15 protein-coding genes and 1 pseudogene are annotated in these 16208 nt (G+C 72.4%); 5 read left to right on the top strand and 11 right to left on the bottom strand.

Features of this window, described 5'->3' with window-relative positions; all coding sequences use genetic code 11:
* Positions 1–16 precede the first annotated feature (16 nt).
* Genes ACFZAT_RS31950 through ACFZAT_RS31935 form a run of 4 tightly spaced genes read left to right on the top strand, consistent with a single transcriptional unit; the run spans position 17 to position 4519 of the window.
* A complete protein-coding gene (locus ACFZAT_RS31950; RefSeq protein WP_391269175.1) occupies positions 17–970 on the top strand; it encodes a phosphotriesterase in 954 nt (317 codons plus the stop codon).
* Positions 971–972: 2 nt separating this feature from the next.
* Positions 973–2088, top strand: a complete 1116-nt coding sequence (locus tag ACFZAT_RS31945; protein WP_391269174.1) for an aminotransferase class V-fold PLP-dependent enzyme — start codon at positions 973–975, stop codon at positions 2086–2088.
* 2 nt (positions 2089–2090) lie between these two features.
* On the top strand, positions 2091–3257 hold the full coding sequence (locus ACFZAT_RS31940) for an alanine racemase (protein WP_391269172.1): 1167 nt from the start codon (positions 2091–2093) through the stop codon (positions 3255–3257).
* A gap of 11 nt (positions 3258–3268) precedes the next feature.
* Entirely contained in the window at positions 3269–4519 is a 1251-nt protein-coding gene (locus tag ACFZAT_RS31935; RefSeq protein ID WP_391269171.1) for a phosphopentomutase, read from the top strand.
* A gap of 37 nt (positions 4520–4556) precedes the next feature.
* On the opposite strand, the pseudogene ACFZAT_RS31930 reads toward ACFZAT_RS31935, so the two are convergent.
* From ACFZAT_RS31930 to ACFZAT_RS31905, 6 genes and pseudogenes are all read right to left on the bottom strand, one after another.
* Positions 4557–5730 (bottom strand): annotated as a pseudogene (locus ACFZAT_RS31930) (PP2C family protein-serine/threonine phosphatase).
* A gap of 10 nt (positions 5731–5740) precedes the next feature.
* On the bottom strand, positions 5741–6619 hold the full coding sequence (locus tag ACFZAT_RS31925) for an endonuclease/exonuclease/phosphatase family protein (RefSeq protein ID WP_391269169.1): 879 nt from the start codon (positions 6617–6619) through the stop codon (positions 5741–5743).
* Complete coding sequence (locus ACFZAT_RS31920; RefSeq protein ID WP_391269167.1) at positions 6616–7620, bottom strand: ElyC/SanA/YdcF family protein; 1005 nt, start codon at positions 7618–7620, stop codon at positions 6616–6618. Before ACFZAT_RS31920 ends, ACFZAT_RS31925 begins: the two co-directional genes overlap by 4 nt.
* 105 nt (positions 7621–7725) lie before the next feature.
* Entirely contained in the window at positions 7726–8130 is a 405-nt protein-coding gene (locus ACFZAT_RS31915) for a Rid family hydrolase (RefSeq protein ID WP_391269164.1), read from the bottom strand.
* Positions 8127–9254 carry an enolase C-terminal domain-like protein gene (locus ACFZAT_RS31910; RefSeq protein ID WP_391269162.1) on the bottom strand — a complete coding sequence of 376 codons (1128 nt, stop codon included), beginning with the start codon at positions 9252–9254 and terminating at the stop codon, positions 8127–8129. The genes ACFZAT_RS31915 and ACFZAT_RS31910 overlap by 4 nt, the downstream gene beginning before the upstream one ends.
* A 29-nt stretch (positions 9255–9283) precedes the next feature.
* Positions 9284–10078 (bottom strand): creatininase family protein, encoded by a 795-nt coding sequence (locus ACFZAT_RS31905; protein ID WP_391269160.1) that lies wholly within the window; start codon positions 10076–10078, stop codon positions 9284–9286.
* A gap of 41 nt (positions 10079–10119) precedes the next feature.
* On the opposite strand from ACFZAT_RS31905, the gene ACFZAT_RS31900 reads away from it, so the two are divergent.
* On the top strand, positions 10120–11076 hold the full coding sequence (locus tag ACFZAT_RS31900) for an ROK family protein (protein ID WP_391269158.1): 957 nt from the start codon (positions 10120–10122) through the stop codon (positions 11074–11076).
* 8 nt (positions 11077–11084) lie between these two features.
* Here ACFZAT_RS31900 and ACFZAT_RS31895 read toward each other — a convergent pair whose 3' ends face one another.
* Genes ACFZAT_RS31895 through ACFZAT_RS31875 form a run of 5 tightly spaced genes read right to left on the bottom strand, consistent with a single transcriptional unit; the run spans position 11085 to position 16180 of the window.
* A complete protein-coding gene (locus ACFZAT_RS31895; protein WP_391269155.1) occupies positions 11085–11903 on the bottom strand; it encodes an ATP-binding cassette domain-containing protein in 819 nt (272 codons plus the stop codon).
* Positions 11900–12727, bottom strand: coding sequence for an ATP-binding cassette domain-containing protein (locus ACFZAT_RS31890; protein WP_391269153.1), 828 nt, complete (start codon positions 12725–12727; stop codon positions 11900–11902). The genes ACFZAT_RS31895 and ACFZAT_RS31890 overlap by 4 nt, the downstream gene beginning before the upstream one ends.
* Positions 12724–13629 carry an ABC transporter permease subunit gene (locus ACFZAT_RS31885; RefSeq protein WP_391269151.1) on the bottom strand — a complete coding sequence of 302 codons (906 nt, stop codon included), beginning with the start codon at positions 13627–13629 and terminating at the stop codon, positions 12724–12726. The genes ACFZAT_RS31890 and ACFZAT_RS31885 overlap by 4 nt, the downstream gene beginning before the upstream one ends.
* Positions 13626–14606, bottom strand: a complete 981-nt coding sequence (locus tag ACFZAT_RS31880) for an ABC transporter permease subunit (RefSeq protein ID WP_391269147.1) — start codon at positions 14604–14606, stop codon at positions 13626–13628. The genes ACFZAT_RS31885 and ACFZAT_RS31880 overlap by 4 nt, the downstream gene beginning before the upstream one ends.
* Complete coding sequence (locus tag ACFZAT_RS31875; RefSeq protein ID WP_391269145.1) at positions 14606–16180, bottom strand: ABC transporter substrate-binding protein; 1575 nt, start codon at positions 16178–16180, stop codon at positions 14606–14608. The genes ACFZAT_RS31880 and ACFZAT_RS31875 overlap by 1 nt, the downstream gene beginning before the upstream one ends.
* Positions 16181–16208 lie beyond the last annotated feature (28 nt).

Raw genomic sequence — 16208 nt, 5'->3', positions numbered from 1 at the left:
AGAAGGACCCCCCACGATGAACAGCCCCGCCCCCGCGCTGCGTACCGTCCTCGGAGACATCGCCCCCGACGCGGTACGCGGCCCCGCCCTGGCCCACGAACACCTCGTCCTCGACCTCGACCACCGGGGTGACGGCGGCGCCGTGCTCGCCGCCGGCCGGCACACCGCCGCCGTCACCGCCGAACTGGCCGCGCTCCGCGAGGAGTACGGGCTCGCCCTCGTCGTCGAGCTGACCTGTCGCGGCATGGGCCGAGACGTGAGCACCCTGGCCCGGATCTCCCGGGACGCCCAGGTCGCCGTCGTCGCCGCGACCGGCTGGTACTACGAGCCGTTCCACACCCCCGAGATCGACCGCGGCAGCGTCGCGGAGCTCACCGCCACGCTCGTCCACGAGATCGAGCACGGCATCGACGCCACCGGCATCCGCCCCGGCGTCCTCGGCGAGATCGGCAGCCACGGGGACATCCCGACGCCGCCGGAGAGCAAGGTGCTCCGTGCCTCGGCGCGGGCCGCCCTCGCCACCGGGCTCTCCGTCGCCACCCACGCCCAGCTCGGCCGCGGCGGACTCGCCCAGCTGGAACTGCTCACCGGCGAGGGGCTGCCCCCGCACCGGATCTCGGTCGGCCATCAGGACCTGCTGGACGACCCGGCGGTGCACCGGGAGCTGGCCGCCAGCGGTGCGTACGTCGCCTTCGACACCATCGGCAAGGACGGCTACCGGAGCGACGACACCCGGCTGCGGCTCCTGCTCGCCCTCCTGGAGGCGGGGCACGCCGACCGGGCCCTGCTGAGCTGCGACATCTCCCGCCACGGCTACCTCACCTCCGAGGGCGGCCAAGGCTACGGCCACCTCTTCGGGAGCTTCCTGCCCAAGGTCCGTGCGGCGGGCGTGGACGACGGCCTGATCGACCTGATGACCCGCCGCAATCCGCTGCGCTTCCTCAGCGGCGCGAACGTGGAAGAGAGCTGACCATGCACCCCGTACTCCCCCGGACGTTCCCGCTGGCGACGGTGGCCCCGGCCGACGCCGTCGCCCGGCAGTTCCGGCTCATCGAGGCCACCGCCCGCCACTTCGAGGGCCCGCAGCTGTTCGCCTCCGACGCCGGGGTCGTGCCCGGTCTCGGGCGCCCCGCCACCACCGCACGCGTCGAGGCCGTCCTCGCCGACTTCTTCGGTGCCGAGGGCGCCGCCTTCGTCCAGGGAGCGGGCACCGGTGCGATCCGGGCCGCGCTCACCGCCGCCGTCCGGCCGGGCGACCCCCTCCTCATCCACCGGGCGCCCGTCTACCGCACCACCGAGGTCACGCTGCGCGGCCTCGGGGTCCGGACCGTCGAGGCCGACTTCAACGACCCCGACGAACTGCGCGGGGCCCTGGAGTCCGGGCGGTTCCGCTGGGCGTACGTCCAGCACACCCGGCAGCGGCTCGCCGACTCCTACGACCCCGGCGCGGTCCTCTCCGCCTGCCGGGCCGCAGGCGTCCGCACCGTCGTCGACGACAACTACGCCGTGATGCGCACTCCGGCCGCCGGGGTCGAACTGGGCGCCGACGCCTCGTGCTTCTCGCTGTTCAAGCTGCACGGGCCGGAGGGCGTCGGCATCGTCGTCGGCGCCCGCGACCTGATCGAGCACATCCGCCGCGACAACTACTCCGGCGGCGGCCAGGTCCAGGGTCACCAGGCGCTCGACGCGCTGCGGGCGCTCACCCACGTACCGCTGATGTGGTCGGTGCAGTCCCAGGTGGGCGCCGAGGTCGCCGAGCGGCTGGCCGCGGGCGAGGTGCCCGGGGTCGCCGAGGTCCGGATCGCCAACGCGCAGGACCGGTGCCTGCTCGTCCGGCTCGACCGCCCCGTCGCCGGGGAACTGCCCGCCGTCGCCGCCCGCTTCGGCGCGGCCCCGTTCCCCGTCGGTTCGAACTCCCGTTACGAGATCACGCCGCTCTTCTACCGGATGTCCAGCTCCGCCCTGGACGACTCGCCCGAACTGGCCGACTGGACCGTGCGCATCAACCCGATGCGGGCGGGCGCGGACCTCGTCATCGAGATCCTGCGCCGCTCACTGGCCGCGCTGAACGACCCGAAGGACGACTGACCGTGTTCCTCGACACCGTACTGACCCGTAATCCCGGGCTCGTCGAGGCCGCGGCCGCACTCCACGACGAGGGCGCGATCCCGCCGGACACCTATGTGATGGACCTGGACGCCGTCGAGTCCAACGCCGCGCTGCTGGCCGCCGAGGCCGAACGGCTGGGCGTGTCCCTCTGGTTCGTCGTCAAGCAGTTCGGCCGCAACCCGGAACTGATCCGGGCCGTCGCCCGGCACATCCCCCGGTACGCCGCCATCGACCCGCCCGAGGCACGCACCCTGCACGCCGCAGGCGCCCGGGCCGGCAACCTCGGCCACCTCGTCCAGATCCCGCGCCGCGCCCTGCCCGAGATGCTGGCGTGGCGCCCCGAGACCGTCACCGTCTACGACCTGGACAACGCCCGCGCGGTCTCCGACACCGCGCGCCGGCTGGGGTTCGTCCAAGACGTCCTGATCCGTCTCGAAGGCGCCGAGGGAAGCGTCTACCCCGGTCAGGAGGGCGGAGTCCCGCTCAGCCGGCTCGACACCTTCGCGGATGCCGCCGAGCGGCTGCCCGGCATCCGGATCGCGGGGGTCACCGCCTTCCCGTGCGTGCTGTGCGACCCGGCGAGCGGGGCCCCGTACGCCACGCCGAACTTCGCCCTGGCACTCAAGGCCCGCGAGGCACTCGCCGCCCGCGGCCACACGGACCTGCTGCTGAGCGCCCCCAGCGCCACGTCGATGGCCTCCCTGCCGCTCCTCGCCGGCCTCGGCGCCACCCACGGCGAGCCGGGCCACGCCCTGACCGGCACGACCCCACTGCACGCACTCGACCCGGCGCAGCCCGAGATCCCCGCCTACGTGTACGTCACCGAGGTCGCCCACACCCTGGACGACGGGCGCCCCGCCGTCTTCGGCGGCGGGTTCTACGCCCGCTCCCACATCACGAGCGCCCTGCTGCCGCGCACCGGGGCACGGCTGGGCGTGCTGGACGCGCCCGCCGAGAACATCGACTACTACCGGCTGCTCCACGCGCCCGCGCCCGGACAGGACGTCCGTACCGGCGACACCGCGCTGCTCGCCTTCCGCACCCAGATCTTCGTCACCCGCTCGACCGTCGCCGTCGTCTCCGGAATCTCGTCCGGTGCACCCCGTCTCAACGGTCTGTACGACGCCCAGGGCCGGTCCCTGAGCTGAGGAGGCACCTCATGGCCAAGACCGTCATCGTCGTGATCGACGGATTCGGCATCGGCGCCATGCCCGACGCGGGCACCACGCGCCCCGGCGATCTGACCGCCGACACCTGCGGACATGTGCTGGACCACTGCAGGGAGGCGTTCGGCCGCCCGTTGCGGCTGCCCGTGCTGGGTTCGCTGGGTCTCGGACTCGTCCACCCGCACCCCGATCTCGCCCGGCGCACCCATCTGCCCGTCGCCGCGGGCCGGGCGGCGCTGGGCTATCCGGGCGCCGACACCTTTGCCGGCCACCAGACCATGATGGGGGCGGACTTCAGCCGGGTGACCGTGGCGCGGCTCGCCGACCACATCGACGAGGTGACCGCCGCGCTCGAAGGGGCCGGTCACCGGGTCGGGCGGCTGGACGGCAGGCCGCTCCTGGTCGTGGACGGTTCGGTGCTGGTCCACGACAACCTGGAGGCCGACCCGGGTATCAACTGGAACGCCTCCGGGCGGCTGGAGGACCTGGCGTTCGACGGGCCGGGCGGCATCCTCGCCGTGGCCCGCACGGTGCGCGCCGTCGCTCCCGTGGCGCGGGTCATCGCGGTGGGCGGGCACGCGGACGGCCCGCTGGAGCGGTTCGTCCGGGCCGGCGAGGAGGGCACGGTCGGCCTCGACACCCCGGCCACCGGCTTCTACCGCAACGGCGGCCTCGAAGTGCAGCACCTGGGCGCCCGGATCGACCACACCCGCCAGCTCCCCGACCTGGCCGCCCGCGCGGGCATCCCGGTCACCCTGGTGGGGAAGGCCGCCGACATCCTGGCCTGCGAGGCAGCGGTCCGGCACCCGGCCGTGGACACCGCCGACGTCCTCACGCACACCCTCGAAGCGGTACGCGCCTGCGGCGACGGCCTGGTGGTATCCAACATCCAGGAGACGGACCTGGCCGGGCACCAGCAGGACACCGAGCGCTACGGACGCCTCCTGGAAAGGGCCGACGCGGGCCTGGCCGCGCTCGTCGCCCTGCTCGACGCACCGGGCGACCGCCTCATCGTGACCGGCGACCACGGCAACGACCCGACGGCCGGGCACGCCTTCCACACCCGCGAGTACGTCCCCGTGCTCATCCACCGCCCCCACGCGGACGGCGTGGAGCTGCTGCCCGACGCCGCGAGCCTCGCGGACGTCGGCGCGACGGCCGCCGTATCCCTGTCACTGGACCCGGAAGACCTGGCCAACGGCCGGGAACTGCGGACGGGGCGAGGGGCGGCCCAGGTGTCGTGACCCGCGGGGTTGCTGTTCCTGCGCCGGACGTCGGGGCTCATCTCGCGCGGGTCGGGCCGTACCAGTCCAGGCACAGGACGGTGGCGTCGTCCTGCACATGGCCGTCGCAGGCTTCGGTGACCGCGCTGACCATGGCGCTTACCGCCTCTCGGGGGTGCTCGTCGGCGGTGTCGCGGAGAAGGCCGGGCAGGTCGACGGCTGTCGCCTGGCGTTCCTGCATGCCGTCGGTGTAGAGGAGGATGCGGTCTCCAGGGCGCAGGTCGAGGTCCTGTACCTGGTAGGAGCTCTGCGAGGAGACGCCGAAGGGGAGATTGATGTTCAGGCGGATCTCCTCGACCGCGCCGTCGCGCAATCGCAGCGGCCAGACGTGGCCGGCGTTGACCAGCTCGGCACCTGTGCCGTCGAGGGCGATCCGCAGGAGCTGCCCGGTGGCGAAGGTGCGGCGGCCGTGGTCGAGGAGCGCCCGGTGTGTCTGGCGGGCCTGTTCGGCAAGGTCCAGGCCCGCGCGGCGGGCGCCGCGGGAGGCATTGACCACCAGGGTGGCCATGAGGGAGGCGTCGACGTCGTGGCCCATGGCGTCGGTGATCGAGAGGTGCAGAGTGTGCTCATCGAGGCTGTAGTCGTAGGTGTCACCGGCAATGTCGGAGGCCGGTACCAGGGCCCCGGCGAGGGTGAACTCGGGTGCCTCGCAGGAGGGTGCGGAGGGCAGGAGCTGGCGCTGGATCTCCGCGGCCAGGGTGACCGAGGCGGTGCGATTGCCCCAGTGATAGAGGTCGGTGAAGCGACGGTCGGTGACGATGACGTAGGCCAGTGCGTGCGCGACCTCCGCGACCTGCTCCAGCACGTCCTCCGAGGCATCGGCGAGATACAGCTCCAGCACGCCGATGGCGTCCCCGCGGTTGGTCACCCGGGGCGAGCACCCGTCGGCCCTGTTCGCCATCGAGCGCGATGACCGGCTTCTGGGTCCGCAGTACTTCGTCGTACACACTGCCCGCCAAGAGCACCTGGTCGGCGCCATGCTCTCGTGCCGTCGTCCCCTCCTCATGGACTCGCAGCAGTCGCCGGCCCACGACGTCGACGAACAGAAACGACACATGCCGCGCTCCGAACCGCTCGCGCAGAATTCGCGCCACGACGTCGAGGGAGCGCACCGGTGCGGCAGCCTCGGCTGCGGCGAGCACCTCTGCCAGTCCGATCCGATCCCGCTCCACAACAGCCTCCCTAGCTCTGGGACCCTCCTTCCTTCCCCGTGTGGCCCCAAGCATGACTCAGATCGGCCTGCACCAGATCGTGGTCCGACCACGGGGTGGGGTGGACCCGCTGCTCCAGCGATTCGAAGCCGCGAAGGAAGACGTAGTCGAACTTGCTGCGCCAGTCGGTGGTCGGTTCGCACGTGTCCGGCCCCGACGGGCCGCACCCGGGGTCCGCGTCCTTGGCCACCCCCCACATCACGTCGAGTTCGGCGGCGTCCGGCGTCGCGTTGAAGTCACCGAGAACGATCGTGCGGTCGTACCGGGCGACCGCCTTGGCCAGCACTTCCGTCTGCGCGGCGCGGACCGGTGCCTGTCGCCGCTCGGCCAGATGCGTGTTGAACACGCGGACGCGCACGCCGTCCACGAGGGTCGTGACGGCCATGTACCCGCGGTCCTCGGAGCCGCCGTGGGGGTACTCCGCCGTGACCCGGTCGGTCATCGGGGTGGCCGACAGGATGGCCTGGCCGAAGCCCCCGGGGCTCCATGGCAGGCCTCCGCACCGGCTCCAGCTCGGCAGGACCGAGCCGTATTCGACGTGGTAGGCCAGCCCGTACCGGTACCGCAGGTAGTCCCGGATCCTCTCGACGTCACCCACGCACGCTTCCTGCAGGCCGATGACCTGGGGTGCGTACGTGGCGATCTCGGCCGCCCTGCCGCCGTTCTGCCCGCTTCCCCTGCAGGGGTTGCAGATGTTCCAGGTCATGACACGGTTCGGCACGACTTCCCTGGGCGCGCCGGGCGGCAGCGGCCCGGCCGTGTAGGCACCGTTCGACGCGCTGGGGCCGGCGAGCAGCAGGCAGGCCACGACCAGCGCGCCCGCGAGCCGTCGCGCGCCTCTTCCGGTCACCCCAGCCACCAGATGAAGAGGCCGCTCAGCAGGACGAGGAGGAAGAGAACGGCGTTGGTGCGTCGGTAGGCGACCAGCAGGGCCACGAACTCGCGGATCATGGCGCTCGGCCAGAAGTACGCGGCTGTCGGGGCGCCGATCACGTGTCCCCGGACGCCGGTGCGGCGGGCGGTGATCGCGGCGCGGAAGACGTGGTAGTTGCTCGTGACGATCACGCAGCGGTAGTCCGGATTCGCCTGCTCCATCAGGGCTTTGCTGAACGTCAGGTTCTCGTCCGTGGTCGTCGAGCGCTCCTCGCGTTCGATCAGGTCGGCGGGGAAGCCCTCGGCGACCAGGTAGTCGGCCATGGCGTGGGACTCGGGCAGCTTTTCGTCGGGGCCCTGTCCTCCCGAGGTGAGCAGGACCGGGCGCCGGCCCTTACGGGACAGCCTGGAGTGTTCCTTGCGGGCCCGGTCGAGGCGGCCGGCCAGCAGCGGGGGCACGGTGGTGCCGCCGATCAGGCCCGAGCCGAGGACCACCACGTAGTCCGTCCGGCGCCGGATGCGCAGACGCCCGTACAGGCTTCCGTAGACGAGGAAACAGAGGAACAGGAAGGCGACGTATCCGGCGAGGGCCACCGCCGTCGCCGCCACCACCAGAAGCGTGTGGGTGTGCAGGACCAGCGAGACGATCAGCAGCGAGAGCAGGGCGACCAGGGCGACGCCGGCGCCCAGGGACAGCAGGTTCGCCGGGCTCCTGCCCTCCTTGCGGACCATGGTGATTCCGTTGGCGATGAGGAACCACGCCAGCGTGACGAGACCCACGCCCGCGAGGGTCAGCAGCACGACGACCAGGTCGCGGCCCAACTGGGCCCGCTCGGAGGCCAGATGCAGAAGGAGCCCGATCACCGCGAAGACGGCGGACAGGCCCAGCAGGACCGCGTTGCTCAGTCGGCGGCGGTCCCGCACCACACCGACACAGAACAGGAAGAAGCAGACGAACGAGGGTACAAAGGCCACCATGCGCCGATCCTACGAGGCGTGGCGCGACCCCCGGCCGGGCGGGGGCGGCATCGCGGCCGGGGCCGGCTCGTCGTCGGACGGGCCGGCCCGGACGCGTGCCCGCGGTCAGGACGCGCGGCGCAGCGCCACCACGTCGATCTCCACGAGGATGCCCATCAGCTGGGAGCCGACCGTGGTCCGCACCGGCCTCGGCTCGCCGAAGTGCTCCCGGTACACGCGGTCGAAGCCGGCGAAGTCGCGGTGCACGTCCTGGAGGTGGACCGTCGCCTTGACCACGTCGTCGAGTGTGAGCCCGTCGGCGGCGAGGAGGGCGCTCACGTTGGCCAGGACCTGGCGGGTCTGCTCCTCGATGGTGTCGCCCAGTTCGCCGGTGGCCGGGTCCTGGGGGCCGAAGCCGGAGGTGAAGAGGTAAGGGCCGGCGGCGATGCCCTGGCTGTAGCCGCCGATCGGGGCCGGTGCCCCGGCCGTGGTGACGGCCCTGCGCGGGGTGAGGGGGCTGTCGTCGGTCACTTGGTGAGGTCTCCCTCCGCGGCGTTGACCCCCGCGTAGTGGCGGAGCTTGTCCTCGTCGACGGTGACCCCGAGGCCGGGTCCGTCCGGGACCCGCAGGCTGCCGCAGGACAGCGTGAGCGGCTCGATTATGTCGTCCGCGTGCAGGTAGTACATGGAGTCGATGGCGCGCGACAGCACCGGGGTGCTGGCGACCACCGCGAGGTGCGCCGCCGTGGCGATGCCCAGTTCGCCGCCGCTGTGCAGGTTCATCCCCAGGCCGAAGGTCTCGCAGTGTGCGGCCAGCGCCTTCGTCGCGGAGATGCCGCCCCACTTGTAGACGTCACCGTGGATCACGTCGACGGCGTTCAGCCGCATCGCGGGCGCGAAGTCCTCGAACCTGACCACACACATGTTGGTGCACAGCGGGATGCGTACCTTCTGGCGGACCTGGCTCATCCCCTCGATCCCGACGCAGGGGTCCTCCAGGTACTCCAGGTCCAGTTCCTCCAGCGCGATCCCGGCCCGGATCGAGTCCGGCACCGACCAGGCGGCGTTGGGGTCGACGCGCAGGTTCACCTCGGGCAGCGCGGCGCGCACGGCCCGGAGGATCGCGACGTCGCCCTGGACGTCCTTGGTGCCCTTGAGCTTCACCGCCGTGAAGCCGCCCTCGGCGACCACGCGCTCGGTGTGCTCGGCGAGGGCGCGCGGCAGGTCCTTCGCACCGGTTCCGGGGGCGTCGGCGCGGGTGATCAGGGCGGTCAGCGGCACCTCGTCGCGCACCGGGCCGCCCAGCAGGTCGGTGACCGACTGCCCGGTGATCTTGCCCATGGCGTCCCAGCAGGCGACGTCGATGGCGGCGAGGGCGGCGTATCCCAGGTAGCCGTAGAAGAAGGGCACCATGTGGTGGCGGCGGTGGAAGGCCTCCAGGGCGAACGGGCTGGTGCCGATCAGGTCCTCGGCGAGGTCGCGGACGATCGCGGCGACCGGTCGGCCCCACATCGTCTCGCCCCAGCCCTCCACGCCGGAGTCGGTCCGGATGCGCACCACGGTGCGCGTCTCTCCCGTCTTCGTCTCGAAGGAGCTGGTGAAGGGGTTGACCAGGGGCAGGTTGACGACGTGGACGTCGACCTCGGTGATCTTCATGTGCACTTCCTTGTGTGGGGTGGTGGGGGTCACGTGAGGGGGCGCGACGCGGCGTCGAAGGCGAGGACGGCGCGGGCCAGGCCGCGGGCGCGCCGGTCGAGCAGGCGTTCGCCGTGCCCGGCGTCGGCACCGGCGGCGTCGTCGGTGGCACCGCCCACCCGCTCCCACTCGCCGTGCCGCTCCACGGTCAGTCCGGGGTAGGGCGGCTTGTCGAAGAGGGGCGGGGGCTCGACCGGCGCGTTGCCGGACCGCTCGGCGCGTACCAGCGCCGGCTGCGCGGCCAGCATCAGCGAGGTCTCGAACCAGCCGGCGTGTCCGGGCACCAGACCGTCCGGTTCCGCCGTTTCGGTGGGCTCGCCGGTGTCGGTGAGCGTCCAGTACGAGCACGCGGCGGCCGTCACGTCGGCGCGCAGCGCGAACCGCTTGACCGCGAGCCGCATGATCTCGTCGTTGCCGCCGTGGCCGTTGACGACGAGGACCCGGCGGTAGCCGCAGGCGGCCAGCGAGTCGAGGAGTTCGTCGAGCACCATGCCGAGCACCGGCGCCGACAGTGTGAGCGCCGCCGCGAACAGGTGGTGCGGGCTGTGTCCGTACGGCAGGGTCGGCAGGCGTACGAGGGAGGGCACGGCCTCCCCGGTGGCGGCGCGCTCGTCGAGCAGGGCCAGGGCCCGGGTGACCACGGCGTCGGCGAGCATCGTGTCGGTGCCCATCGGCAGGTGCTCGGCGTGCTGCTCCTGCGAGCCGATCGGCAGGACGGCGATGGCCTCGGGCGCCGCCGCCCGTGTCTCGCGCCAGGTGGTCTCGGTGAGATTGCGGTGGGTCATGCCGCTGTCTCCCCGGTCCGGGGGCATGACAGAGTCGGCGCATGGCGCATGAACGTATTCCTTTGCGGTTGGTTCCCGACCCGCGGCCGGACGAGCCGGCCGGTCGGGACGGCGGTGTGCTGGGCGCCGTCGAGGTGCTGCCCGGTCTGGTGCGTGCCGCGCTGCTCACCCGCGCCGGAGCCGTGCGGGCGCGGGCGGAGGCCCGCTTCGACCCGGCCGGCGCGGATCCTTCCCTCGTGGACGTGGCGCTGCGCGAGGCCGCGGCGGTCTTCGAGGGGCAGTCGCTGCTCGGGGTGGGCGTGGCGGCGGCGGGTGTGGTGGACCCCGTGGCGGGCCGGATCATCGAGGTGAACGACGCGCCGGCGCTGCGCGGCCACCCGGTCGCCGACCGGCTCGCGGACCTGTCGGGGGCGCCCGTGCGGGTCGAGCACCGGGCGCGTGTGCAGGTGCTCGGTGACCGCTGGTTCGGTGCGGGTCGGGGCCGGCGCTCGTTCGCCTCGGTCGCGACCGGTGATGTCCTCGGCGTCGGCATCCTCTACGAGGGGGAGGTGCTCGCTCCGCCCGGCGGTCGCAGCGGGGCCCATATGACGGTCACCGCGAGCGGTGAGTTCTGCACCTGCGGGCGGCGTGGCTGCTGGAAGACCGTGGCGACGACCCGCTGGCTGCGTGAGCGGGCAGCCGAGCACGGCTTCTCCCGGGGCGAGGCGACTCTGGCGGGTCTGGTGGCGTCCGACGCGCCGGCCGCCGCCCGTCTTGTCGACCGGTACGCGGAGAACCTGGTGCTGGGGCTCGCCACCGTCCAGCAGTTGTTCGCGTGCGGCCTGTTCGTGCTGCACGGCGAGGCCCTGGACGGGGGCGAGCGGTTCCGGGCCCTGGTCGAGTCGCGGCTGCGCGCCGACGCGCTCGGCGGCGGCGAGCTGCCCACCGTGGTCCTGGGCGAGGCCGCGGACACCGGCACCCTGCTGGGGGCGGCGGGGCTGGTGCTTTCGGGGGCCTAGTGCGGGCCTCACGCGCCGACGCCTCCCAGGATCCGGCGGCCGGGTCCGGGAACGGGCACGGCGTCCAGGAGGCGCCGGGTGTACGCGTCACCGGGCGCGGTGAACACCTGGTCGGCGGTGCCCGACTCGACGATGCGGCCCTGTCGCATCACGGCCACCCGGTCGGCGATCTGGCGCACCACGGCCAGGTTGTGCGAGATGAAGAAGTAGGTCAGGCCGAGGCGTGCCTGGAGGTCGGCGAGCAGGTCGAGGACGCGGGCCTGCACGGAGACGTCGAGCGCGCTCGTCGGTTCGTCCAGCACGACCAGGCGGGGTTCCAGTGCCAGGGCCCGGGCGATGGAGATGCGCTGACGCTGTCCGCCGGAGAACTCGTGCGGATAGCGGTCGAGGATGCCCGCGTCGAGTCCGACGGCGTCGAGGAGTTCCCCGGCCCGGTCGCGTACCTTCGTCCGGCCGCGCCGCCCGCGGGCCCACTCCTCGTGGGTGACGAGCGGCTCCCCGATGATGTCGGCGATCCGCAGGCGCGGGTTCATGCTGGAGTACGGGTCCTGGAGGACGACCTGCATCTGCCTGCGCAGTGGCCTCAGCGCCGCCCCCTTCAGGGCGAGGAGGTCCGTGCCGTCGAACCGTACGCTGCCCGCGGTGGGTTCGAGCAGGCGCAGCAGCAGCCTGGTGAGCGTCGTCTTGCCGCAGCCGGACTCGCCGACGAGGGCGTACGTCTCGCCTTCCCGGACGGTGAGCGAGACGTCGTCCACGGCGACGCTCGGCGGGCGGCCGGGGAACTCCTTGCGCAGTCCTTCGATCTCCAGCAGCGGGGTCGTGGTCATGCGACGGGCTCCAGTCGGGGGGTGGCGGCCAGCAGCTCGCGTGTGTACGGGGCGGCGGGGCGCGTGAAGACCTGTTCGACGTCGCCGGTCTCGACGACCTCGCCGTGCCGCATGACGACGACGCGGTCGGCCGTCTCGGCGACGACGCCCAGGTCGTGGGTGATGAGCAGGACGGCCATGCCGTGGCGTCGCTGGAGCCGTACGAGCAGCTCCAGGATCTGTCGCTGCACCGTCACGTCGAGCGCAGTGGTGGGCTCGTCCGCGATGAGGACGCGGGGGCGGGCCACGAGTGCGGAGGCGATCATGACGCGTTGGCGCAGACCGCCGGAGAGCTCGTGCGGGTACTGGCCGTAGCGCCGTTCCGGGTCGGGGATGCCGACCTCGTCCAGCGCGGTCAGCGCGGCCCGGCGGGCCTCGGTCCGGGTGTGGTCGCCGTGCAGCCGCAGCACCTCGGCCACCTGGTCCCCCACCCGCTGGAGGGGGTCGAGGCTGGTCATGGGGTCCTGGAAGACCATGGATATCCGGGCCCCGCGGATCTTGCGCAGTTCCTTTTCGCGCAGGGCGAGTACGTCCCGGCCGTCGAGCAGCACCTGGCCGCCCGCGTACACGCACGGGGGTTCCGGGTTCAGGCGCATCGCGGACAGCGCGGTGGCCGACTTGCCGCTGCCGGACTCGCCGACGACGGCCAGCGTCTCGCCGGCGGCGACCGAGAGGTTCACTCCGCGTACGGCGTGCACGGTGGAGGAGGCGAGCGCGAAGTCGACGCGGAGGTCCCGGAATTCGAGGACGGGCTCGGCGGGCGGGGTCTGTGCGGAGTCGGTCATCGGCGGTACGCCTTCGGGTCCGCGACGTCGCGCAGCGCGTCGCCCAGGATGTTGATGGAGAGCGAGGTGAGCATCAGGGCGATGCCGGGGAAGACGGCGATCCACCAGGAGGTGCCGAGGTAGAGCTGTCCGTCGGCGAGCATGCCGCCCCAGGTCACCGTCTCCTTGGGGACGCCGAGGCCCAGGTAGCTGAGCGACGCCTCGGCGACGATGGCGGACGCGATGTGCAGCGTGCCGATGGTGGCCAGCGGCGCCATGACGTTGGGCAGCAGGTGGCGCCGCATGATGGCGAGGTCTCCGACGCCGATCGCGCGGGCCTCGGTGACGAAGTCGCGGGTGCGCAGCGAAAGGACTTCGGAGCGCACCACCCGGGCGTACGACACCCAGCCGGTGACACCGATCACGAGGATGACGTAGCCGAGGCCCGAGCCGACGAATCCGACGACGGCGAGCGCCAGCAGGATCGCGGGGAAGGCGAGCTGGACGTCGGCGAACCGCATCACGACCCGGTCGGTCCAGCCGCCGAGGTACCCGGAGGCGAGACCGGCGACGGTGCCGATCACCCCGGCGAGCAGCGCCGCGCCCGCACCGACGAGCAGGGAGACCCGGGTGCCGTAGACGACGCGGGAGAGCAGGTCGCGGCCGAGCTGGTCGGTGCCGAGCAGATGGGCGCTGTCACCCCCGGACTGCCAGGCGGGGGGCTGGAGCCTGCCGAGGAGGTTCTGGGCGGCCGGGTCGGCGGGGGCGATCAGGGGTGCGAACAGCGCGCACACGACGATCAGGAGGAGGAAGACGAGCGCGACGGCGGCGAGCCGGTTGCGCAGCAGTGAGCGCAGCACGGAGGGCTGGGCCGTGACGGGGGCGGGGGCGGTGGGAAGGGCCGCGGGGGCGGTGGTGGTCATCGGGAGTTCCTCACCCTCGGGTCGAGGAGGCCGTAGGACAGGTCCACGAGCAGGTTCACCACGACGAAGGTGGCGGCGAACAGCAGCACGGTGCCCTGGACCAGGGGGAAGTCGCGGTTGGCGATGGCTTGTACGGTCAGCTGGCCGACGCCGGGCCAGGAGAAGACCTGCTCGGTGAGGATCGCGCCGCCGAGCAGGCTGCCGATCTCCAGCCCGACGACCGTCACCACGGGCAGCGAGGCGTTGCGCAGTCCGTGCCGGACCACGGTGCGGACCGGTCCCAGGCCGCGGGCGCGTGCCGTACGGATGTGGTCGGAGCCGAGCACGTCGATCAGTGAGGAGCGCAGCAGCCGTGCGACGACGGCGACGGAGTAGACGGCCAGGGTGACCGACGGCAGTACGAGGTGGGCGAAGGTCCCGTATCCGGAGGCGGGCAGCGCGTGCAGGCCGACGGCGAACACGAGGATGAGCAGGATGCCCACCCAGAAGGCGGGGGTCGACTGGCCGATCAGGACGGCCGTGATGACACCGCGGTCGGCGGCCTTGCCGCGCCGCATGGCCGCGATCGTGCCGGCGGGCAGGGCGATCACCAGCGTCACCACGAGGGCGCCGGCCGCGAGCAGCAGCGTCGCGGGGATGCGGTCGGCCAGGACCGCGCGGACCGGCTGGTTGTAGAAGAGGGAGTCGCCGAAGTCGAAGCGCGGCAGGCCCCACAGGTAGTCCAGGTACTGCGTGAGCAGCGGCCGGTCCAGGCCCAGGCTGTGCCGCAGCACGGTCTCCTGCTGGGCGGTGGCGTCGGGAGGCAGCATCACCTTCACCGGGTCGCCGGACAGGCGTACCAGGAAGAACACGACGGTGGCGGTGCACAGCAGGACCAGGAGCGCGGTGCCGAGCCGGGAGGCGGCGGGGCGCAGCACGGTCCAGGCACGGCTGGGCCCGGAGAGCCGTACGCCGGGCGCGGTCAGGGTCTGGCTCATCACACGGCCACCTTCGCGCTCGCCATGTCCAGCACCCCTGCGGCGCCGGGCGTCCAGCTCGGCCGGGTGTTGTGCACGTAGATGTTGTCGATCTGGTAGAGGGGGACGAACGGCGCCTCGTCCTTGATCAGTTGCTGGAGTTCGGAGAAGGCGCGGCGGCGCACGGACGGGTCCACGGACAGTTCCTCGCGGTCCACGAGCTGGTCGGCGCGCTTGTGGTGCCAGCGGCTCTGCCGCCGGTCGCTGCGCACGTTCGACTGGAGCATGCTCTCGCCGTCCATGGTCCAGACGGTGGACGCGGCGAGATAGACGGGGCCGAGCGCACCGTGGTTGGAGGAGGTCAGGCGCTGGGAGTACGTGCCGGGGTCGAGCAGGTTCACCCTGGCCCGGACACCGGCGCGGGCCAGCAGGCCGGCGATGGCCTCGGCCACGTTCGCGTCCAGGTTGGAGGCGGTGATCGAGGTGCTGATGCCGTCGGGGTGCCCGGCCTCGGCGAGCAGCGCGCGGGCCTTGGCGAGCGAACGCTCGAAGGGTTTCACGGATTCGTCGAAACCGAAGGCGCCGCGCGGGATCATGGCCGGGACCTCGGTGGCCTTCCCGCCGAGCACGGCCTTGATGAGCAGGGGCACGTCGATGGCGTGGTTGAGGGCCTGCCGTACGCGCCGGTCGCGCAGCGGTCCCTCCGTGAGGGTGTCGAGCGACAGGTACGAGGTGCGGATGCCGGTGTGGTGGCCGATCTGCACGCCCGGGTAGCCGGCCAGCTGCTGTGCCGCGTCGGGGGTCATGCCGGCCACGATGTCGACGCCGCCGCTCTGCAACGCGGCCAGTGCGGAAGAGGAGTTGGGGGCGGGTACGAAGACCAGCTCGTCGACGTGCGGGCGGCCCTGCCAGTGGTGGTCGAAGGCGGCGAGGCGCAGTTCGTGGTCGCGCTGCCAGTGCCGGAACGTGAACGGGCCGGTGCCCACCGGGTGTGCGGCGAAGCCCTCGTCGCCGACCTTCGCGAGGTAGCGCGGAGGTACCACGACGCCACCGAAGAGGGACAGCTTCGCGGGGAGGATGGGGTCGTGGACCGAGGTACGCACGTCGACCGTGTGCGGGTCGACCACCTTGACGCCTTCGACGTAACGCAGCTCCACGATGGGCGACTTCGTCGCGGGGTCGAGCAACCGCTCGATGCTGAAGCGGACGGCCTCGGCGTCGCACGGCTCCCCGTTGTGGAAGGTGACGCCCCGGCGCAGCTCGAACCGCCACACCTTGGGCTCAACGGCCTTCCAGGACAGGGCGATCCGTGGCTGGAGCGTGTTGTCGCGGCCGCGTGTGGTGAGCGTGTCGAACATGTTGATCAGGGCGTTCATCGACGTCATGTCGCCCTGCTTGTGGGGGTCCATCGTCTTCGGGTCCCCGGTCTGGGAGACCCGCAGCACATTGCCGGCCGAGGCCGCCGACGGGGCTCCGCACCCGGTCAGCAGGGCGGGGGCCGCGAGGGCGGGCACCGCGAGGCCGCTCAGACGCAGCACCGAACGGCGGGAGTACCCGAGTCCCGGGCCGCCTCCCCCTTCACGTATTCGTTCCATTGGGCAACACACTCGTTCCGGTGAATGG

The sequence above is a fragment of the Streptomyces sp. NPDC008163 genome (assembly GCF_042956885.1).
GTDB lineage: Bacteria > Actinomycetota > Actinomycetes > Streptomycetales > Streptomycetaceae > Streptomyces > Streptomyces drozdowiczii_A.
The sequence above is the reverse complement of the archived record's forward strand: the minus strand, read 5'-3'. Positions and strand labels throughout refer to the sequence as shown.